Origin of the sequence: Novipirellula artificiosorum (assembly GCF_007860135.1) — a bacterium.
Taxonomy (GTDB): Bacteria; Planctomycetota; Planctomycetia; order Pirellulales; family Pirellulaceae; genus Novipirellula_A; species Novipirellula_A artificiosorum.
The window spans coordinates 127,810-149,173 of sequence record NZ_SJPV01000011.1; the positions used below are offsets into that span (position 1 = coordinate 127,810).

17 protein-coding genes are annotated in these 21,364 nt (G+C 56.1%); 13 read left to right on the forward strand and 4 right to left on the reverse strand.

Translation table 11 applies throughout. The features are described from left to right. Positions 1-14: 14 nt before the first annotated feature. On the forward strand, positions 15-1,433 hold the full coding sequence (locus tag Poly41_RS24860) for an arylsulfatase (protein ID WP_146530018.1): 1,419 nt from the start codon (positions 15-17) through the stop codon (positions 1,431-1,433). A 70-nt stretch (positions 1,434-1,503) separates the two neighbouring features. Here Poly41_RS24860 and Poly41_RS24865 read toward each other — a convergent pair whose 3' ends face one another. Then, positions 1,504-2,751, reverse strand: a complete 1,248-nt coding sequence (locus Poly41_RS24865) for a M24 family metallopeptidase (protein WP_231615909.1) — start codon at positions 2,749-2,751, stop codon at positions 1,504-1,506. Positions 2,752-3,250: 499 nt separating this feature from the next. On the opposite strand from Poly41_RS24865, the gene Poly41_RS24870 reads away from it, so the two are divergent. The 3 genes from Poly41_RS24870 to sdhB all read left to right on the forward strand — a co-directional run bounded on the left by Poly41_RS24870 (position 3,251) and on the right by sdhB (position 7,125). Beyond that, on the forward strand, positions 3,251-4,129 hold the full coding sequence (locus tag Poly41_RS24870; protein ID WP_146530019.1) for a succinate dehydrogenase cytochrome b558 subunit: 879 nt from the start codon (positions 3,251-3,253) through the stop codon (positions 4,127-4,129). Between the two features lie 79 nt (positions 4,130-4,208). Next, entirely contained in the window at positions 4,209-6,194 is a 1,986-nt protein-coding gene (sdhA, locus tag Poly41_RS24875; protein ID WP_146530021.1) for a succinate dehydrogenase flavoprotein subunit, read from the forward strand. A 79-nt stretch (positions 6,195-6,273) separates the two neighbouring features. Continuing rightward, entirely contained in the window at positions 6,274-7,125 is an 852-nt protein-coding gene (gene sdhB, locus Poly41_RS24880; protein WP_146530023.1) for a succinate dehydrogenase iron-sulfur subunit, read from the forward strand. A gap of 153 nt (positions 7,126-7,278) precedes the next feature. Here sdhB and rimO read toward each other — a convergent pair whose 3' ends face one another. Next, entirely contained in the window at positions 7,279-8,703 is a 1,425-nt protein-coding gene (rimO, locus tag Poly41_RS24885; RefSeq protein WP_146530025.1) for a 30S ribosomal protein S12 methylthiotransferase RimO, read from the reverse strand. Between the two features lie 233 nt (positions 8,704-8,936). Here rimO and Poly41_RS24890 point away from each other — a divergent pair, with 233 nt between their 5' ends. The 3 genes from Poly41_RS24890 to Poly41_RS24900 all read left to right on the forward strand — a co-directional run bounded on the left by Poly41_RS24890 (position 8,937) and on the right by Poly41_RS24900 (position 12,853). Further along, entirely contained in the window at positions 8,937-9,542 is a 606-nt protein-coding gene (locus Poly41_RS24890) for an RNA polymerase sigma factor (RefSeq protein WP_146530027.1), read from the forward strand. Beyond that, positions 9,539-11,011, forward strand: a complete 1,473-nt coding sequence (locus Poly41_RS24895) for a serine/threonine-protein kinase (protein ID WP_146530029.1) — start codon at positions 9,539-9,541, stop codon at positions 11,009-11,011. The genes Poly41_RS24890 and Poly41_RS24895 overlap by 4 nt, the downstream gene beginning before the upstream one ends. A gap of 654 nt (positions 11,012-11,665) precedes the next feature. Continuing rightward, positions 11,666-12,853: a hypothetical protein gene (locus Poly41_RS24900; protein ID WP_146530030.1), complete on the forward strand. Its 1,188-nt coding sequence runs from the start codon at positions 11,666-11,668 to the stop codon at positions 12,851-12,853. 110 nt (positions 12,854-12,963) lie between these two features. Here Poly41_RS24900 and Poly41_RS24905 read toward each other — a convergent pair whose 3' ends face one another. Then, the gene (locus Poly41_RS24905) at positions 12,964-13,323 is read right to left on the reverse strand and encodes a hypothetical protein (protein WP_146530032.1); all 360 of its coding nucleotides are present in this window, start codon (positions 13,321-13,323) and stop codon (positions 12,964-12,966) included. A 234-nt stretch (positions 13,324-13,557) separates the two neighbouring features. Here Poly41_RS24905 and hpt point away from each other — a divergent pair, with 234 nt between their 5' ends. From hpt to Poly41_RS24925, 4 genes are all read left to right on the forward strand, one after another. Beyond that, entirely contained in the window at positions 13,558-14,103 is a 546-nt protein-coding gene (hpt, locus tag Poly41_RS24910) for a hypoxanthine phosphoribosyltransferase (protein WP_146530034.1), read from the forward strand. Then, positions 14,100-15,377 (forward strand): glycosyltransferase, encoded by a 1,278-nt coding sequence (locus Poly41_RS24915; protein ID WP_146530037.1) that lies wholly within the window; start codon positions 14,100-14,102, stop codon positions 15,375-15,377. The genes hpt and Poly41_RS24915 overlap by 4 nt, the downstream gene beginning before the upstream one ends. Next, on the forward strand, positions 15,374-16,474 hold the full coding sequence (locus Poly41_RS24920) for a glycosyltransferase family 4 protein (RefSeq protein ID WP_146530039.1): 1,101 nt from the start codon (positions 15,374-15,376) through the stop codon (positions 16,472-16,474). The genes Poly41_RS24915 and Poly41_RS24920 overlap by 4 nt, the downstream gene beginning before the upstream one ends. 267 nt (positions 16,475-16,741) lie before the next feature. Then, the gene (locus tag Poly41_RS24925) at positions 16,742-17,302 is read left to right on the forward strand and encodes a hypothetical protein (protein WP_231615910.1); all 561 of its coding nucleotides are present in this window, start codon (positions 16,742-16,744) and stop codon (positions 17,300-17,302) included. A gap of 120 nt (positions 17,303-17,422) precedes the next feature. Here the strand turns inward: Poly41_RS24925 and Poly41_RS24930 are convergent, their stop codons facing one another. Continuing rightward, complete coding sequence (locus tag Poly41_RS24930) at positions 17,423-18,298, reverse strand: glycosyltransferase family 2 protein (RefSeq protein ID WP_146530041.1); 876 nt, start codon at positions 18,296-18,298, stop codon at positions 17,423-17,425. 299 nt (positions 18,299-18,597) lie between these two features. Here Poly41_RS24930 and Poly41_RS24935 point away from each other — a divergent pair, with 299 nt between their 5' ends. Then, complete coding sequence (locus Poly41_RS24935) at positions 18,598-20,541, forward strand: cation:proton antiporter (protein ID WP_146530043.1); 1,944 nt, start codon at positions 18,598-18,600, stop codon at positions 20,539-20,541. After that, the gene (locus Poly41_RS24940) at positions 20,541-21,203 is read left to right on the forward strand and encodes a hypothetical protein (RefSeq protein WP_146530045.1); all 663 of its coding nucleotides are present in this window, start codon (positions 20,541-20,543) and stop codon (positions 21,201-21,203) included. Before Poly41_RS24935 ends, Poly41_RS24940 begins: the two co-directional genes overlap by 1 nt. Positions 21,204-21,364 lie beyond the last annotated feature (161 nt).

The following is a 21,364-nucleotide window of genomic DNA, read 5'->3' on the forward strand; positions in this document are numbered from 1 at the left end:
AGAGCCCGCCCGCCATGAAAACTCTCTTTCGCATCCTCGCTTGCGTTTTTGTTTTACCCTGCATGGTGCAGGCGCAATCCAAGCCAAACGTCGTTTACATTCTGGCGGATGATCTCGGCCTCGGCGACCTCTCATGCTACGGCCAGCAGAAGTTCCAGACGCCCAACATTGATCGACTTGCTAGAGAAGGGATGAAGTTCAGCGGTCACTATTCAGGAAACACGGTCTGCAGTCCCTCGCGGGCCGTGTTGATGACCGGACAACAACCGGGTGCGGTTGCCGTTCGCGGAAACATCTCGGAATCAGGGGACGGACTGCTTGATCCCACGCAGACGGTCTTGCCCGAAGTGTTCAAAGCGAGCGGATACGCAACGGGGGCCTATGGAAAATGGGGATTGGGGCACACCCATGAGTCAGGACCTGCAAATCCGCTCTGGCACGGCTTCGATGAATTTGCAGGTTGGAAGAGTCAGACGATTGCCCACACCTATTACCCGACGTCGATCGTCGAAAATGGCAAAGAAATCAAGCTGGATCCGGGCACCTATGTCCATGACCGAATCATGCATCGCGCGATGGAATTCATTCAGCATCATGCGAAATCCAAGACCCCTTTCTTCTGCTATATCCCCACCGCTGTTCCGCACGCAGCCATGCAGGCCCCGAAGGAATTGCACGCGAAGTGGCGAAAAGTGTTCCCCGAGTTCGACGACGTGATCGGCAAGTACACCGTGCATGGTGGGGATGGCGTCGAAACCTGCGAGGACGTCGTCAATCCGATTGCGGGATTTGCGGCGATGATTGAAAACCTTGACAATCAAGTCGGCGAGATTCTGGACTTACTGAACGAGTTGCAGGTTGACGACAACACGTTGATGATCTTTACCAGCGACAACGGAGCGCACAAAGAGGGCGGGCATGATCCCGACTTCTGGAACTCCACCGCGAACCTGCGCGGGTTCAAACGCGACATGCACGAGGGAGGTATTCGGACGCCGATGCTTGCCCGTTGGCCAGGCGTGATCCCAGCGGGTCAGACCACCGATCATCTGAGTGCGTTCTGGGATGTGTTGCCCACCATGTGTGAAATTCTTGGGCAGCCCCGGCCTGATCAGAGCGACGGCATTTCGTTTCTGCCGACCTTGCTCGGCAAACCGAACCAACAGCGGGCACACGAATATCTCTACTGGGAATTTTGCAAGGGCGGTGATCAGATCATCTTTTCCCAAGCGCTGCGGAAAGGGAAGTGGAAAGCGTATCGCGAAGTCGCAAAAAACTCGCAGCCAGCACTCGCGCCGATGGAAATCTACAATCTAGAGATCGATCCCTACGAAACCAACGACTTAGCAAGGTCCATGCCGGAACTTGTGACGGAGATGGCTACTCTGATGAAGGAAGCTCATTCGCCGTTGCCCACTTGGACCCGGAAGTAGGCTTTAGCCGATTCAGCAAGGATCCAGCACGCAATCGGCTAAAGCCTACCACTCCAACGAATCATCCGGGCTAGCTCCAATCCAGCCCAAACGGTAACCGGTTGAGCGTTCGGGGCTCGCCTTCGGTGACGACCAGCATGTCTTCGACTCGGACGCCGCCGTCGGTCCGTCCGTAGAGCCCAGGCTCGACGGTAAAGACTTCGCCTTCGAGCATTTCACCGCCGCCTTCGTCCAACAGAATGGGCTCATGGACGTCCAACCCGATGCCGTGACCGGTTCCATGTTGAATGCTTGGCGCGTCGGTGATCGTGCCACGCGACGTTGGATAGCCGTGTTGCTTCAAGGTTTCCTCGGAGGCCTTGTGCACATCGCTTGCCAAGTTACCTGCGACCAATTTGCTTTCGGCCGCAAGCTTTGCCTCGACCACCGCGGCGTGCATCGCTTCAACGGTTTGCGAGGCCTGGCCGTGGACGATCGTCCGCGTGCAGTCGCCGTTGTAACGACTCGACTCATCCCGTGGGAACAAATCGACAACGACGGGATGCCGTGTGTAGATCGCTCCACTGCCGCTGTGATGACAATCGGCGACTTGCGGGACGGTCGCGATAATCGCGCCGTGTCCCATGCTAAACCCTCGCTGCAAGAATTGCATGGCTGCAAAGCTTTGCAGGCCTTCGCTGGTCAACACTTCACCATCGACCGACAACCGGCCTTCGGCGTCGGCCTTTGCACCCGCGATCCGCCGCAGCACGATCAACATGACCTCTTCGGTCACGCTTTGAGCCTTGGCCAGGGCTTCGATTTCTTGATCGCTCTTGGTGCGTCGGTCCAAAACGCCAAGTTCTTCGTCGTAGCGAACCTCGATCTCGGCTTGTTGCAGGTGCCATGCGAAGAGGAACGGCAAGCTGCGGTCCGTGATCACCGTTTCAATTTTTTTAGACCGCAACAATTGAACGGTGGCCTGGGCGGTCGCGGTTTCTCGATCGGCACTCAATCCCAGCGGCGGAATATGCTCAGCGGGACACGTCACATGATCCGCATGGCTTTTTTGCCGCACTCGATCCATTTCCAAGTCGCGGACCAGCGCGATGGTGTGGCCGTGAATATCGACCCAGGCAGCCGGATCGCCCAGAGGCACTTGGAAGCGTCGGAACAGGGAAGCGTTCTTGTCAGCGAAACCGGCGAGGATGAGGGCACTGTGTGGCATGAGAAACGGGGTGTCATGAGAAAGGGAAACGGTTTCCGAGGATTTTAGCAGATCGGTTGACGAGGTGTTCGCCTCGCGAGGATTCACGCCGTCGCCTGACCGTGCAAGCATTCACTTGGTTTGCCGCGCGGAGGAAGTGGAATACGTGAACGCCAAGATTGCATCCCCTGTGGCATTCTGTCCGATTGCGTCAAAGTGGGCGTGGAGGGGGCTTAGCGGTCCTTGGCAGTCTTGCCCTCGCGACGTAAATTCGGGGCCTTGCGAAGAAAAATTCTTCCAACAGATGTTGATTTGGAACGCCGGTTTTCGGTCAAAACAGCGACTGATTGGTCCGATTAGAACAGTAAGGGCCGCCAACGTCGCGCACAGCGCCCTTGTCGCTAGTTTTGTCAGCGGAAACGCCTCGGTGAACCTCTCGGGCTTTTGTTTGAAGCGTTTTTTTCGATAGGATATTCGGTCAAAGCAACCGATCATCGAGAGAGTTGAGCAAGCACGAGCGAGCGCTTCGTTTTTTGCCTGTTTCGCTTTTTTTCGCATCAGCGTCTTTCACATCTTTGCACCGTCGGTGCATTGACGGTTTCCACTTCCCGCATTCCCCCCGACGACAGACGTGTCCAACCCAACTTCTGAAACTTCATTTTTCCTTCGTCACGAGTTCGCACTTCGCCGACTTCACTCTCTCACCGGGATTGTGCCGTTAGGGCTGTACATGATGGTTCACTTGACGGTGAACGCCAGCTTGTTGAACAGCACTCAGTCGTTCCAAGGGGCGGTGTACGGAATCCACAGTGCCGGCAAAGTGCTTCCGATTGTCGAATGGGGACTGATCTTTGGCCCGCTGCTGTTTCACGCCCTGTTCGGCGTTTGGATCGCCAAGAATGCCAAACTAAACACGAGCCATTACAAGTACGTTAGCAACCGCCGCTATTCGTGGCAGCGATGGACGGGCGTGATTGCATTGGTGTATCTGTTCCTCCACATCCTGCATCTTCACGGTTGGTTCCATTTCGAGCCTTACTTGGCCGTGATTCAACCGATGGGATTCGGCCAATTCAAGCCTTACAACGCGGCCAGCACTTTGATGATCGCGATGAATGATTTCGGCGGTCTGGTTTGGCCACCCATTTACTTGATCGGCATGCTTTGTTGCGTCTATCACTTGGCCAACGGTTTATGGACTGCGGGGATTACCTGGGGCGTCTGGATCACTCCGGCCGCTCAAGAGCGTGCGTCCAAAGTCGCCCTCGTGTTCGGTTTGGGGTTGGCCCTGGTCGGTACTGCCGCTTGGTGGGCTGCGATCTCGGGATCCGCCGAGGACATCGCTCGAGCCAAGAAGACCGAGGATCGGATGTACGATGTTGGCATTCGAGCTGGCTATGTCCCCCTGTCCCATGAGAAGCGGACACAGCCGGACGAGGTCGCCGCCGAATTTGAAGAAGAAGACGAAGTGGTCGTTTACGAAGCCATGATGAGCGACGATGCCGAGTAGACTCGGCTGGGAAAGTCGGCCGCTTGGCCGATCCGAAAAACCTTCTGTATTAGTATCCACAAACTGTTTGATTTGAAATATGTCTGAGCATCGTGTAGTCGTTATTGGTGGCGGACTCGCTGGGCTTGCTTCCGCAATGAAGCTTGCAGAACTTGGCGTAAAAGTCGACTTAATTAGCCTCACTCCCGTTAAACGGTCACACAGCGTTTGTGCTCAAGGCGGGATCAACAGTGTCAACGATTCGACTCGCCAACTCGGTGACGACGAGTGGAAGCACTTGGACGACACCCTGTACGGTGGTGACTTTCTGAACCATCAACCGCCTGTCAAAGAGATGGCGTATTGGGCCCCCAAAATCATTGATTTGATGGACCGACTCGGTGTCACGTTCAACCGCACCGGCGAAGGCTTCCTCGATCACCGTCGGTTCGGCGGCACGCTTTACAAACGAACCGCATTTGCCGGAGCGACGACCGGCCAGCAGTTGCTTTACGCTTTGGATGAACAAGTCCGTCGCTGGGAAAGCGAAGGGATGATTCGCAAGTATGAGTTCTGGGACTTTTTGAATCCCATTCAAGATGAAACCGGCCGATGCCGGGGCGTGGTCGCCCAAGACATGGTTTCGATGGAAATTCGAGCGTTCCCGGCCGATGCGGTCGTGGTCGCCACCGGCGGCTGTGGTTTGGTTTACGGCCGTAGCACGATGAGCGTGTTCTGCACCGGTAGCGCCGTCAGCCGCTGTTTCCAGTCGGGTGCGAAATACGGAAACGGGGAGTGCATCCAAGTTCACCCCACGGCGATCCCCGGCAGCGATAAGTTGCGGTTGATGAGCGAGTCGGCTCGCGGCGAAGGAGGTCGAGTTTGGGTGCCACGCAAGGCCCAGGACCCTCGTCCGCCGATGGAAATCCCCGAGAACGAACGTTATTACTTCCTCGAAGAACGTTACCCTGAATACGGCAACTTGGTGCCACGAGACATCGCGACTCGCGAGATTTTCGACATTTGCGTCAACGACGGCTTGAGCGTGGATGAAGACAAAATGTGCGTCTATCTCGATTTGACCCATATTCCTCGAGCCGAATTGGACCGAAAGCTGGGCGGCATTTTGGAAATCTACGAAAAATTCCAGGGTGTTGATCCTCGCGACGAACCAATGCGGATTTTCCCCGCCGTCCACTACAGCATGGGCGGATTGTGGGCCGATTACGTCAAATCGGCCGAGGGTGGCATGGAACAAGGTGCTCCAGAAAACCACATGACTAACATCGAAGGTTTGTACGCGATCGGCGAGTGCGATTATCACTACCACGGTGCAAATCGGCTGGGTGCCAACTCGTTACTTTCCTGTATCTTTACCGGTTTATTCACCGGGCCGTCGATCTTGAACTACGCCGACAAGCAGTCCTCCGGTTCCGGCGATGTGCCCTCGGAAGTCCTCGAAGCGGCGGTCGCGAAAGAGCAGCAGCGTCACGACGACCTGCTCAACGGCAACCCAGGTAGTGATGAGAACCCGTACTTGATTCACCAAGAACTTGGCGACTTGATGACCCGTGTCGCCACCGTGGTCCGCCGCAATGATCAATTGGCGGATGCCATCGAGAAAGTCAAAGTGCTTCACGAACGGGCGATGAAAGTCAATCTGTCCGATAGCGGCAGCTGGACCAACCAAAACGTCATTTTTGCGAAAGCGCTTCAGGACATGTTCCCATTGGCGAAGTCGATTCTGCAAGGAGCCCTGCAGCGGGATGAGTGCCGTGGGGCCCACTACAAACCGGAGTTCGAGAAGCCATCGTTGACGGCCGAGGATCCGACGGAACGCCGAAAACAAGCCGAAGCATGGTGCGATGCCTTTGAAGCGAACAACGAACGATTCCTCAAAAGCACGATCGCGACATGGAACGCGGAAACCATGATGCCCGACATCACCTATGAAGAAGTCGACGTTTCGCTGATCCCGCCACGCCCTCGTTTGTACGGCTTGGTCGGAGCCGAAGAGATCGAAGAGGTCTGGAACGAGCGTGCTCGCGCCAAGAAGCAGTCGCAACAAGCAATCGGTGCCCAGTAGGCCTGACCTTGGGCATGCCGTTTGCTAACCATTTTTTCGAAATCATTCCAATTCACCAATACAGCTACAGGATCGACGGATGACCGCCCTCGAACCCACTACGAGAACAAGCACCGATTTCATTAAGGTACGGATTCGTCGTCAAGACGGACCGGGCAAAAAGCCCTATTGGGAATTGCACCAATTGCCTTATGAGCCTGAGTTGAACGTGATCAGCGTTCTGCAGAAGATTGCCGCTCAAGCAACGACCAGCGATGGCAAGAAGGTTGCGCCCGTGACCTGGGATTGTGGTTGCCTCGAAGAAGTTTGCGGGGCCTGCACGATGGTCATCAACGGCAAGGTGCGTCAGAGTTGTAGCGCTTTGGTGGACCGATTGCTCGAAGACAACCCGGACGAATTGGTGCTCGAGCCGATGCGAAAATTTCCGGTCCTGCGTGACTTGATGGTTGACCGTCAACGTTTGTTCCGAGCACTCGAGCGGGTCGAAGCGTGGGTGCCAGTCGATGGCTACTATGACATGGGCCCCGGCGAACGACAGTCGCGAGAGGACCAAGAACGCAATTACCCTCTCAGTCAATGCATGAGTTGCGGATGTTGCGTGGATGCCTGTCCCCAATACCTGAAAGCCGAAGTGGCACGTCTCGACGGGGAAAGCGACGAAGCGTACGAAAAGCGGAAATTCGCCGAATACGATGCAGCGTTTGTCGGGCCCCACGCGATTTCGCAGGCAATGTTGTTCAACAACAATCCCACCGGCAAGTCGCTGGCCGGTGAACGGCTCGATGCCCTGAGTGGCCCCGGTGGAATCCAAGCCTGTGGCAACGCCCAGAATTGTGTGGCGGTTTGCCCCAAGGAAATCCCACTAACCACTTCGATCGCCCGGGCTGGCCGCGCCACGACGCTGCACGCAATCAAGAAGTGGTTCGGTTAATGCTCGGTTAGCCCGGATGATTCGTTGGAGTGGTAGGCTTTATCCGATTGCGTGCTGGATCCTTGCTGAATCGGCTAAAGCCTACGACTCCAACGTGCGCAGTCGGTTTTCACTCAATCGGTTTAAGCCGGTTGCATTCAAAGTGTGAATCGTCTAGTCGTCTAACGAGGCTGCAACCAAATCGTAGCCGTCGGCGGCAACGATTTCGCAGCGGACCATGTCGCCCACTCGAATCTTTTGCTTTTTTCCCGCTCCGCTGACGTAGACAATCCCGTCAATGTCCGGTGCCTCGCCACGAGTCCGCCCAATCCACACGCCCTCTTCATCGGGCAACGGTGCATCGATCAACACATCGTCGATCGTGCCCACGCGGCTTTGGGTCCAATCGAAAGCGATTTGCTGTTGGATCGCCATCAATTCTCCTTGCCGACGATCCGCGACCTGTTTGGGAACGCGGTTCGGCAACTTTGCAGCCGGTGTATCTTCTTCCACCGAATAGGTGAACACACCGAGATGTTCGAACCGTTGCTTGGTGACAAAGTCACACAGCTCTGCAAAGTCGTCGTCCGTTTCGCCGGGGAACCCAGCGATCATCGTCGTTCGCATCACGACATCTTTGATTCGCGACCGAAACTTCCCCAACATCTCTTCCTGGATTGCACGAGTGGTCTTGCGAGACATTCGCCGCAGCATCGTGTCGCTGGCATGTTGCAGCGGCATGTCGATGTAAGGCAATATCCGCGTCGCACCCGCCAGCGTGTCGATCAGCGCGTCGTCGATGTACATCGGATAGAAATACATCAAGCGAATCCAATCCACCGATTCGATCTTATCCAGTTCGGTCAACAGTTCGGTCAAGCGTGGTTGGCCGTAGAGGTCTTTTCCGTAATAGGTCGTGTCTTGTGCGACGACCACGATTTCTCGCACGCCACTGTCGCCCAACCGCTTGGCCTCATCGACCACCTGTTCGATCGGCTTGCTGTAGTGTTTGCCTCGCATTTTTGGGATCGCACAAAACGTACAAAGCCGATCGCATCCTTCGCTAATTTTCAGATAGGCAAAGTGCCGCGGCGTCACCGCGCTGCGAACGGCGTCGCTAAGCGGTTTGATCGGGGCAGGGCGAAAAACGCGTTGCTGTTCCTCGATTCCTGATTGCAAACGATCGATCACGGAAACGATTTCGTTGCGACCGAAGACGCCGATCATGGCATCGATCTCGGGACGCGCTTCCAGCAATTTGCCTTGCTGGCGCTCGGCCAAACAGCCTGTCACGATCACGTTGCGGATTTTGCCTTCGCGTTTGAGCGCCAACATCTCGTCGATCGCCTCAAGCGATTCCTCGCGAGCCGAGTCGATGAACCCGCAAGTGTTGACAACCACAAAATCGGCCTCGTCGACCGACCCGACCATGTTGTAGCCATCTTCGTCGAGGCGGCCGAGCATCTGTTCGGTATCAACCAAATTCTTGGGGCAGCCCAAACTGATGACCGCGTAGCGGCCTCGCGCGTTGGGATCGTTGCCGGTGGCACGCATCGATGGAGCAGGGGAGGAGGTGTCCGAAACGACGGGAAGCTGCATGGGGAGTCTGTCAAGGTTTGGAGGTTGGACTTCGGCCTGCGGAAACCGATGCGACAGCGTGAAATCCAGCGAACGCCGCAATGAATTAAACCTGACAATCCACTTTTCCGCTACCGACTTTTTGCGGAATTCGCCGGTGATCTTGCGATCCGCGGCACCGCAATCAAAAAAAATCCTTCCTGAGCCGTTAGATCAATGCCTTGGGGCGGACTGTTCTACAATAGGACACGCCGATGAACCTTCCCAACAAAACACCGAATCAGCCGAAAACTCGCCAAAGCTTGATCCTGCAACTGAAAAAGCAGCGGGATCAGGACGCGTGGCATGAATTCGTATCGGTCTATGAATCGTTTTTGATGCGTTTGGTCGAACGACGTGGGGTTCCCAAATCGCATGTTCCTGACGTCACCAATCAAGTCCTGGCCGCAATCGCTCGTTCGATCGATTCGTGGCAAGACGACGATCACGATGCATCGTTCCGTCGCTGGATCAATCGCGTCGCACGCAATGTCGTGATCAAATACATGTCTCGCGAACGTCGCCAAATTGCTGCCGCGGGAGGGACCGATGCGTTCGAAGCTCTCGCTCAATGTGCCGACCAGCCCGATCCGGCGCTGGCAAGACAGTACGAGCATGAATTGATCGTTTGGGCTGCTGAACAAGTCAAAGCGGAATTTGTGGAGACCAGTTGGACTGCATTTTGGGAAACGATGATCGAAGGTCGGTCGGTTGCGGAGGTGGCTGAGACGTTGTCGGTTTCCGCCGGCAGCATTTACATGTCACGCGGCCGGATCATGAAACGGATTCGCGAAAAAGTGAGCGAGGTGATGGACCGATGAGTTCGCCAACAAGCCATCTCGACCCTGAAACGTTGTCCGCTTCGCTGATCGGTGAATTGTCGGAGGATCAAGAATCGGTCACCCGCGATCACCTCAGCGAGTGCGAGGTGTGCCGAGTCGAACTGCAGCGACTCGCCTGCGGTGGTGATTGGGATTCGATTGAACATGCCTTGCGAGTGGAAGCCCAATCCCATCGCTCGCTCGGGACTCACTCCGCATCTCGGCTGATCGAATGCTGTGAGAATCCAGATACCAACGAACCCGTTTATCCCGTCGAATATGCCCAGTCGCCGACGGATTTCGCGATCAGTTTTTTGGAGCCCAGCAACCGTGAAGATTCGATGGGTCAGCTTGGCGAATTCGAAGTCCTGTCGGTCATCGGATTCGGCGGCATGGGGATCGTGCTGAAGGGATTCCAAGAGGAGCTGAATCGACCTGTGGCGATCAAAGTGATGGCTCCACATCTGGCCACCAGCGGAGTGGCGCGGCAACGATTTCTGCGTGAAGCACAAGCAACGGCGGCGATCGTCCATCCGAACGTGATGCCGATTTTATCGGTCAATGAAAAGTCATCGTTGCCTTTCTTGGTGATGCCCTATGTCGCATGCCACTCGTTGCAGCAGCGAATCGATAGCGACGGTGCGCTCGCCACGGTGGATGTGCTACGAATTGCACTGCAAGTCGCCGAGGGACTCGCTGCCGCTCACGGCCAAGGTCTGGTCCACCGCGATGTGAAGCCGGCAAACATCTTGCTCGAACGAGGAGTCGATCGGGCCATGTTGACCGATTTTGGCTTGGCCCGAGCGGTGGATGATGCGACCGTCACGCGGTCGGGCATTATCGCTGGAACGCCGCAATACATGTCACCCGAACAGGCACGGGGTGAGGCGGTCGACGCTCGCAGCGACCTGTTTAGTCTCGGCAGCGTGATCTATGCGATGTGCGTCGGGCATCCCCCGTTTCGCGGTGAAACCAGCTACGGCATTCTGCGAAAGGTCACCGACCTCGCTGCACGATCGATGCAGCTGGAGAATCCGCAAGTGCCGGAGTGGTTGGACCGGTTGACGGCGAAGTTGATGTCCAAAGAGGCCACCAAGCGATACGGCAGCGTGAACGAGGTCGCGACCCTGCTTCGACAATGCTTGGCTCATGTCCAACAACCGACGGTAGAAGCGTTACCCCCATCGCTAAGGACACCGATGAATAAAAAAGGCAAGCGACAGGTTTTGTACGCCGTCTTGACGGCGGCAACGCTCGCCAACGCGATGGTGTGGCTGGGCCCGCACTGGAAAACGGAATCGAGTGAGAGTTCCATCGGGCCGATGGTTGTGCCAGCCGGGTCGACGTCGAACCCTACAGCTCTTCCCCTACCGCCAGCCGTTTGGGATGACGACGTCGATCAAGAACTTGGCGAACTGAGCCATGAAATTGATCAGCTACTCGGTGAGACGTCGGAGTTCCCGCTTTAGAGAGCGTCCGACTCGGAAAGTGAAACAAACGCATAGCATTCGATCTTCTTTCTCCTCGAAGCATTGGTATCGACACAACGCGTCTCTGGCTCCCTTCTCCTCCATTTTTAGGTCGTGCAGTTTTTAAGTTGTTTCTTATCGAGAGATTACGGTACCGTTACCTCTCCTTTGGGAGAGGTCGGCGTCTATACGCCGGGAGAGGGTTTTCGGTTGCCCTCCCCCTCGCTGCGCTCGACCCCTCCCGCTACGGAGGTCGTGCAGTTTTTAAGTTGTTGATTGAAAAAGACTTACAAGATTTACCTCTCCCCTCTGGGAGAGGTCGAGCCTAAGCGAGGGAGAGGGAAAACGGGCTGCGATTACAACATGAAATTCCAGCACTGTTTCTATACCGGCCCTCCCCCTCGCTGCGCTCGACCCCTCCCGCTGCGCGGGCAGGGGTGGTTGGATACCTAAACACTGTATTAGTCACAACTTAAAAACTGCACGACCTCTACGCGGGCAGGGGTGGTTGGATACCTCAACACTGCAGCAGTCACAACTTAATAACTGCACGACCTCCAAGTGGGGAGAGGGGAGCCCGAGAGTCGAGTGTATCGTGTCGGGGTGAACGGCAACGTGAACTACCACAAACTCTTTTCTACAAGGCGAGAACCTATGATGAAAACCATCCTGACACGTCGGCCGTTGATGTCGACCTCTATTGCCACAACCGCACTGTCGATTTGGATCCTGCTGCTGACTCCGGCGACATCGGTTGCACAAGATGGAGGCGCTGGTGAAATGGGCGGTGGAGGATACGACGGTGGTGATGAAATGGGTGGCGACGACTATGGTTCAGGATATGGCGAGGTCGGCAGGGGGGTCGAAGTGAAGTTCGTAATCCTGCTCGGTCCCAATCTGAAATCAGGTGAGAAACCTTTCCTGGACGCGTATGAATTGTCCCGCGCAGCAAGCGTTTCTGGGGGTGCAAGCCTCCCCATTTCACAAGATGCAATCGACGTGGACTTGAAGACTCCGCTACCAACCGACGCCGGCATCTCGGCGCAAGGTCGCTATCCCCAAAAGTGGGACAAGGAGGAACTCGATCAGTTTACCACTCGGATTCGTGCTCAGGCGATCCGATTTGGGATCACCGATGTCCGGTTTGAACCGTTTCCCGAAGAAACCGCGAAAAAAACTCCACGCACTTCGAGGTCGGATAGGGTGTCTTTTCCATTTTCCGAAGTCAACGCGAAGGAGACTGCATTTGTCCGTGTCCCCGTCCGACTCGGACGACCCGACTTCGCCGTTCTCACCAAAGCAGCTGCTGCAGCTCGAGCCCTGGATGCCGAAAACCCCAAAATCGAACTTTTTAATGCACCGCCCCCAGCCCAACATGCGGGCGGGTATGGCGATGGCATGTACGGCGGCATGGGGGACATGTATGGCATGTCTGACGGCGGTGAGATGTACGGAGGCATGGACATGATGTATGGCGGCGGTGACATGGATGGCGGCTACGGTGGTGGCATGATGGGAAGTGACATGGAGACGCCCACCCTCGTTGATTTGACCACTCAATTGGAAATGCAACGAGAAGCCCTGCAACAGGCAGAAGTGGCATTGGAGTCACTTCGGCAGAAATCGATCGATTCAAAGAACGATTCCGAAAAGCAGCAACTTGAGCTCAAGATCCGCGAGCAATTGTTGTCGGCATTCAACGTTCGCCAATGGCTTCAGCAGGCCCAAGCGGAACAGCTTTCGCGAAAGCTAAGCGATATTGAAGAGAGGATGCGTCAACGTCAATCTCGCCGCGACGAAATCATTGAAAACCGACTCAAAGAGATGCTCGATCGCAAATAGCGAGACGATCTCGCTGGCTCAAGCTTCGCGGGTTGGTACGATCCCGGGCATCACCCGAGGTGCCTGGTTCGTCCGGCATCGAGGCCCTTTCTTGGATTCAAGGCGGCTTCTTACGCCGCTCGGCGAAGGTCTTGATCCGCTGCGCTTGGTCCGAGGGTGGTCGGCGAGTGCATACGGATCACGCTGTGTTCGTCGTGATCCTTGTTGACCGTGTCAATCTCGCTGCCGGTGAAAACGCACTCCAAGTTCCCCGCGTCCGAGTAGATTTTCAGTTGGTCTTCCTCGATGAACCAAATCGCGCGATGATCGGTCAACTCGAAACTTCGGCCACAAAAAAATCCTTCGCGAATCAGCATCGATTCCGATACAATTCCTGACGTGCTATTCTCTTCGGTCGATCCGCCGTGTTGCTCCGCAACCCAGCGTCTGAGACGATTTCGGACCATAGCCAAACGTTGAGAATTTGTCATGCGAGGGGTCTGTACTTCGGTCAAGCGGAAGGGGAACTGCTCGGGCGGTATCGGTCGAGCCATCCCGATCCGTGGAACAAGTTCGGGAAAATGAAGCAAACAGGGCGTGCAATGCGCTCGAGAAGCCTCACACCCTTTTTCGGCTCACTACAATTGGTCCGTTCGGCTCAAATCGATCCGTAGGCAATCCAACCCCAAACCTCCCAAATTGACAGTGTTCGAAGGGAATCCTCCATGCGTGTTCTGCTCGACGAGACTCAATTGACCACGGGGGTCCATGGGCTCGCCGATGAAATTGACCGATACTATGGAAACCAGCGGCATTTGACGGTCATTGCTGTGATGACGGGCAGTTTGGTCTTGTTTGCGGATCTGATTCGCCGGCTATCGATGCCTCAACGGGTCGGCGTGGTGCAAGCGTCCAGCTATCGTGGCGGTACCACGTCGGGACAGCTGCATGTTGACGCGAAAATGATGATCGATGTCAGTGGACGCGATGTGTTGTTGGTGGATGATATTTTTGATACCGGCAAGACACTCGATCGGCTTCGCTCGATGATGATTGAATTTGGAGCAAACAGCGTGAAAACGGCGGTGTTGCTTCACAAGCAGCGTGACCACGCCGTGGAGCTGCGGCCCGACTTCGTGGCATTTGAGATCCCTGATGAGTTTGTGGTCGGCTATGGGCTTGATTACTTAGACATGTACCGCAATCTTCCCTACTTAGCCGTACTCGAGCCGGCTGAAATTGAAGCGACCGCGTCGGAACAACAACCGTGAATCCACCTTTGCGAGTCCTTCTCGTTGGCCGGCATTTTTGGCCGTCGGCTTCGTATGACAGCACAGGGTTTCTGTGTCAATTGGCGACCGGCCTTCACCGCAGCGGGGTGCATGTCGAAGTCCTTTCACCTCGCTACGCTGCGACGTGGCCCGAGCGGTTTGAATATCGCGAGATTCCCGTGCATCGGCCCGCCGCGGCGCCACGTAGCGATTGGTCGATGGGGCGTTACGTGCGGCATGTGACGTCGTGGTTGAAGGAGCATGGCCGTTCCTTCGACGTCATTTTAGTCGACTCGATTCGTGAAGAGTCCGTGGCTGCCGTTGATGCAGCGAAATCGGTCGGCGTGGCGACGATTTTGATCAGTGGTGGTTGGGCCGAGCATGGTGATCCGCTTTGGTGGCAAACCACTCGGGCGGCACGGCGCTGCGGTGTGGCCGCCAAGTCGGCCGATTTCATCATCGCGAAAGACGCCGCCACTCAGCGGTTGTTGATCAGCAGCGGCATCCCAACCGAGCGGGTAAGGCGGATCGAAATTGGATTTGCCAACTCGACCGGCACAGCCGACGATTCACGCGAAGCGGCGCGAACTCGACTGGGGAAGCTCAATTCTGATCTGTCGACGATGCCCGACACACCGGTCATCGCCTGTCTCGGGCGTATGGAACGCGATGGCCCGATGGGACTGCTTTCTCAATCGGCCCGTTACTTGGTCACTCGAAACCCCGATGTTCGGATCTGGTTCATTGGGGACGGGCCGACACGGCAATCGCTCTATGATTTCATGCGGGCGGATGGAGTGCGCAATTCCATCGCCATGCCAGGCTCCTTTGTCGACCCGAGCGACTTGTTGATCGCCGCAGACTTGTATGTGCAAGGAGCGGAAACGGGTCTCGATTTTTCGTTGCCGGCCGCCGTTGCCGCCGCAATCCCGATCGTGGCAGTCGAAACACCGACGGTTCGGGCCCTGTTGGGTCAATCCCAACCGGGTGCAGACCCCGCGGCGGCTTGCAACGATGGCAGCGAGGTCGAAAACGTGACTTGGTTCGCCAAAGGCAAGGCAAAATCGCTGCGTGGGGCGATTCGTAGTGTGATGGATCATTTGCCTGACGCCCGCAAACGAGCTCGGATGCTGCGCCGAGATTTGGTCCGCACGCGGCCTCACAGCCAAGCGATCGCTGATTACGTGGATTTGATTCACCACCTACGCCAGCAACAACGGCGACGTGGTCTCAGCGACCGACCTGGCAATCCTTCCTTCGAGGCGGCATCATGACGACGCGCATTGTCTACATCATCCCCACCATGGACCGTGGTGGGGCAGAAAAACAATTGTGCTTGCTCGCGGAGAACCTTCCACGCGACCGATTCGACGTCCACGTGGTGCTGTTGACTCGGGATGGCCCACGCAGCGAACGGCTGCGTGACGCGGGCATTCCTGTCACGGTCATTGGAAAACGGTTCAAAGCCGACCCGACCGCACTGCTGAGGTTGCGAAAGTGTTTGGTCGGATTGAAACCGGACCTTGTTCATACTTGGATCTTTGCGGCCAACAGCTTTGGCCGTGCGGCGGCAAAGCTTGCGGGCGTGCCACGGATCTTGGCGAGCGAACGTTGCGTGGATCCCTGGAAAACGGCAGCACATCATTGGATCGACCGACGTTTGGCAAGCTTCACCAAAGCGATTACAACCAACAGCAGCGGAGTTGTCGAGTTCTACGCATCCCACGGCATTCCTGCGGACTTGTTTCGAGTCATTCCCAATGGCATCGAATCTCGCAGCGATCATTCGATCGACCGTGAAGAAGCGTTCGCAAGGTTGCAGGTGGATCCGCAGCGGAAATTGATTTTGGCGGTCGGGCGTTTGTGGCCTCAGAAACGATACCGTGACCTTGTTTGGGCCGCGGAACTGTTGGCGACGACGCGGCAAGATACGTCGCTGGTGATTCTCGGTGATGGCCCCCAGCGAGGTGAATTATTGCGATTTCGCGACTCGGTAACGGTGCCCGAGCATGTACGTTTTGCGGGCCAACGCGACGATGTTTCGGAGCTGCTTCCCCATGCAGATGCGTTTTGGATTGGCAGCCAATACGAGGGGCAAAGCAACGCGTTGATCGAGGCCATGCAGGCCTGCGTACCCGTCGTTGCCTCCGACATTGCAGGCAATCGTGACCTGGTGATCGACGGTGAAACAGGATGCTTGGTGCCCCTGGGTGACACGGCGGATCTGGCGAGACAAACCCATCTTTTGCTGGAGGATCGCGAACGAGCAAGGGGGCTCGCCCAAGCGGCACAAAACAGAATCGCGACGGAGTTTACGGTCATGGCAATGGTCAATCGGCACGTCCAGTTGTATGAATCCTGCTCGGCCTAGAACGGGATTGAAAACGGCGGACGTTTTGCTTGCATAGGATTTCTTGATAAAACATTCCGCTCGTAACGATCAGGAGAGTGTCGGGGTCAGCTTTTTGTCTCCAAAAGGCCATTTTCGCTCAAAACCACGTTGAGTGCTTCGCCAGGATAGATACGATCGAGAATGTGCTCGCAGTGTGAGGGCACGGTGGCTCCCCGCGGATCGGACTGCGGCGTGCCCGATCATATCGGATCTTCGAGATTTCCAAACCTCCAGGCGTTCCTACCTATGGACATGAGCGAGACCAGCCGCCCCGTCGTCGATGAAGTCGATCTGATGTTGGCGAATGCCCGCTTGCGTGACGAGCTTGAACCGTATCGTGACGAATCGGTTGATAGCCACGCGTTGCATCGGATGCCGCTGCAAACTGAAAATGAGTACCTGGCTTCGATGCTGGCTTGGGAACGGGCACCGGCGCTTGCCATTGCGTGCTGGTTCAATCCACCGATGCAATTGCCTGCCCCCGAGTCTGTTTCGGATGCGGCGCTACCTCGGCTGCTGCAAAATACGATTGAGCGGCTGTACTCGGAGCACGTGGTGCTCAAGTTCACCGATCACTTGTCCGATCGAGAACTCTACAAGATCATCTATCGTGACATTCTTCCATCGTGTGAGAAGAAGTTAAATATCCCCGGCAAATCGCTGGAGTGGCGATGTGTCGAAGACCATGAAACGTGGTTGCGTTACTACGCCACAGCGGTGGAACGCCGCCGTTTCCAAGAAGAGCACGAGGTTGAATTGCCCGCCAGCGAAACGCTGGCGCATCGCCGCAAGCTGCCAGGCAATTAAGGCTGTCAGAGCGGACTCCGTTTGCCGGCTGATCACTCAGCTTGCCGCAAAGACGACCCGCGATCGTCACGACCGCGACCGGGGTGCGAATCCGCGGGTGTCACGGGCGTTCTGAGGCCCCTAGCCCTTGCGGTACTTCCACATGCACCCGACGGCAGCAAAGGCATCTTTCCAGCCAATTTTCTTGCCCTCGCGATAACTGCGGCAATCGTATTGCGTTGGCACTTCCAGCACGTGAGCGTCGAGCGAGGCGATTTTGGCAGTGATTTCGGGTTCAAAACCGAATCGGCACTCGTGCAAATCAATCGACCGCAGCATGTCACCGTCGAAGGCTTTGTGACAGGTTTCCATATCGGTTAGGTGCAGACCGGTCAGGGTGTTGCTTAGTTTGGTGAGCATCCAGTTGCCGAATCGGTGCGTCAACGAAGGGTCCGTCGAGCCATCAAGGTAACGTGACCCGTACACGACTTCGGCGTCACCATCGAGAATCGGCCAAACGATTCGCAGCAAGTTCGCTGGATCGTATTCGAGGTCTGCGTCTTGGATCGCCACGACGCCGCCGTGCGTGTGTCGGATGGCCAAACGGATGGCCGAGCCTTTTCCATGGTTGCGTCTGCGACGAACGATCGTGCGGTTGGCTCGGGGTTCCAAGTCGGCGAGCCACTCGCTCGTTCCATCCGTGCTGGCATCGTCAACGATGATCACTTCGGTGGATCGAGGCATCACCTCGTCGATTCGGTCGAGGACTTTGGGTAGAGTTTGTCGTTCGTTGAAAACCGGAACGATGATCGACAGGTCATAGCGATTTAAAGGTGCAACATTTTCCGCAGCGCTGATTGCCTCGGCCAAAAAGTCCAAGGTGCTCTCGGCTCGACGGATCACTTCGTCGGATGCATCGTAGGAGCCGAGGCTCCAAGGCTGGCCGGTTTGGCGTTCATCGCCTTCCAGCTCGCTATCGAAGAAGGCATCGGCTGTGGTTTCGAATTCGGTTTGCATTTATAGCTTTCACAAATCAACGATCTTAAGGAATCAGACGAGTCGCTCCCTCACCTCTAAACTTGGGCCATCAATGCGAAGGTGGCGGAAACAATGATCTCGACCTCACGGATCCGGACGGCGGTCATGGGCATTTTTGCGGATCAGTCCGATTGTAGGGCTGGGGAGACAAAGCGGTGCTAGATTGATTGCCGTGTCGTCCGCTACATTGTGCAGTTCGGATCGCCATGTTTCGCTTGGCTGTGACCGTTCGCACTTCAAAAAGTACTTCTTCAACACCTGACGTTAAGCCTTGCCGCATGGACCTACTGCTCTACTTGGCGATGATTCCCGCCCTTGGCGTTTCCGCCCAGTGGCTGGCTTGGCGAACCGGGCTACCCGGAATTCTGCTGTTGCTGTTGTTCGGTCTCTCGCTGGGTTTCTTTATTCAACCCGACACGTACTTAGCAGAGTTAGTCGGTGGCGATGACGACATGACAGGGCCAGAGCTTTTGTTCCCCATCGTGTCGCTGTCGGTCGCCGTGATCATGTTCGAAGGCGGCTTGTCGCTGAAATTCCGCGAACTCCGCGAGGCTGGCAGCGCCGCGTTTCGGCTGGTGACCCTGGGTGCCTTGATCACCTTCCTCGGGTCGGCCGCAGCCGCTCACTTGACGCTCGGGTTTTCTTGGCCGCTCAGTTTTTTGCTGGGTGCCATTTTGATCGTCACGGGGCCGACCGTCATCGGACCGCTGCTACGACAAGTACGACCGAGTCGACGCGTTGCATCAACGCTGAAATGGGAAGGCATTGTGATTGACCCAATCGGTGCGGTCTTGGCCGTGCTGGTATTCGAGAATGTCCTGCTGCACTCGGCGCATTCCGATCTTGGGTCGGCCTTTTGGATGCTAACCAAAACGGTACTCATCGGCACAGGGCTGGGTGCCGCCGGTGGCGCGTTTTTGACGGGGATTTTCCGGCGTTATTGGATGCCCGACACGTTACACGGCGTCGGAACCCTTTCGTTTGCATTGCTGCTGTATGCGATCAGCAACCACTTGGCTCACGAATCGGGACTGATCACCGTGACGGTGATGGGAATTTGGCTGACCAATCAAAAACGTTTCGACATTGAACACATTGTTGAGCTGAAGGAAAATCTGCGAACGCTGCTGATCGGTTGCTTGTTCATTGTGCTCGGTTCTCGGGTTGCCATTGAGGATGTCGCCGCAATCGGATGGCCAGGGTTGGCGTTCTTGGGATGTATGATTCTCTTGGTACGTCCCCTTTCTGTGTTTATTTCGTTGCTCGGTTCACCCTTGAATCTACGAGAGCAAGCCTTTGTTGCGGCATTGGCTCCACGCGGGATCGTCGCCGCAGCGGTCAGCAGCGTGTTTGCGTTGGAAATGGAGCGGCATACGGAAACGTTGACGTTGGCGGGTTCGGACCAACTTGCCACGGTCACGTTTTTGGTGATTGTCGGAACCGTGGCGATTTACGGCATGTTGGCATCACCGATCGCAAAGCTCTTGGGGCTGGCCGATGAAACATCCAATGGCGTGCTGATCGCCGGGGCCGATCGCTGGGTGCGCGACTTCGCCACCGAACTTCATGCTTTAGGGATTCCCGTGCTGCTGGTTGATACGAACTACAACAAAGTGTCGCAGGCTCGGTTAGCCGGTTTGAATGCCGAGTGTGTCAACATCTTGAACGAGCATGCTCGAGAGGAACTGCCCCTGGCGGGGATTGGGCGATTCCTGGCCATGACACCTAACGATGAAGTCAATTCGTTGGCCACTCGCGAAAGCCGTGGACTGTTTGATCGATCAAAACTCTACCAGTTGACCTTCACCAGCAAGAACGCTGCGGGGGGTCGAGGCTTGACGACGAATTTGATGGGACGCGAGTTGTTTCGCGATGGCTTGACCTTTTCGCAGATCCGCGAGATGTGTGAAGCGGGTGCCCAATTCAAAGCCACAAAACTGAGTGAGTCGTTCAGCTACGCCGAATTCCTTCGTCGCTACAATGACACCAGCGAATTGCTTTGCTTGCTCAAAAGCGATGGGTCATTGCAAGTCAATACCATCGACAAGCCGTTGGAACCGGAAGCGGGCCAAACGATCATTTGTTTGGTCGCGTCGGTGCCGGTCCCTGCCGAGCACGTTTCACAAGATTCCAAGCTGGCCAGCAAAGGCAATTCGCCCCAGAGTGATGATTCCGCGAAGCGTTCTAAGAAATCTTCCCCTGATAATGACGGCGAGTGCTGATGTCCAATGCCCCGTTCACGATTCTGCTGGCCCTGTTGCCGTTGATCGGATATTTGATCCTGCTCGGCGTGATTCGTGTGATCGGCCGACCGTTGGTGACGACCGGAGCCCGCGACATTGCGGCGTTGGGGATCGCAATCAGCGGTTTGGTCGCCGTGGGACCTGCCGAGTTGTTTTTTCCGGCCGCGGCGGCGTCCGCATTTGGGCCCTACGTGTGGGTTTCCCTTGCCCTGTTTTACTTTTTGTGCGTTTTGTTGGTGGCCTTGACCAGCAAGCCGAGGTTAGTCGCCTACGGGCGGTCCGCCCAGGAAATTTATGAGCCGCTGCTGAAGGCGGCTCAGACGTTGGACGCGGCCGCGACGGGAGACCCGGGCCGTCTGCAGATCTCGATGCCGACCGCGAACGTTCGATTGCGAATCGATGGGCAACCCGGAGCCGACTATGCGCAGATTTTTGCCTTTGAACCGAACCTAACGCCACACTTTTGGAGCCAATTGCAGGCTCATTTACGAGAACAGGTAGCAACCAGTCCTCGCCCCCGCAACCTGCATGGCTACGCGATGTTGATCACAGCGGCTTGTTTGGTCGCCTTCTTGGCTTGGCAAAGTCTTGGACGAGAAGAACTTGTGGTCGAGGGCTTCCGAAATTGGCTTTGGCGATGAAATAATAGGCGTCACTGTTTCTTCCTATCACAGCATCGCGCGGTGACGAGGTGTTCGGTCGTTTTGCTGCAAAGTACCTCTCGGGCGGTTCCGATCGGGCCGCAGCAAAAAACGCATCGGATCCAAAATTGTCCGCGGATGGCTAATCCCCAACTCTCGTT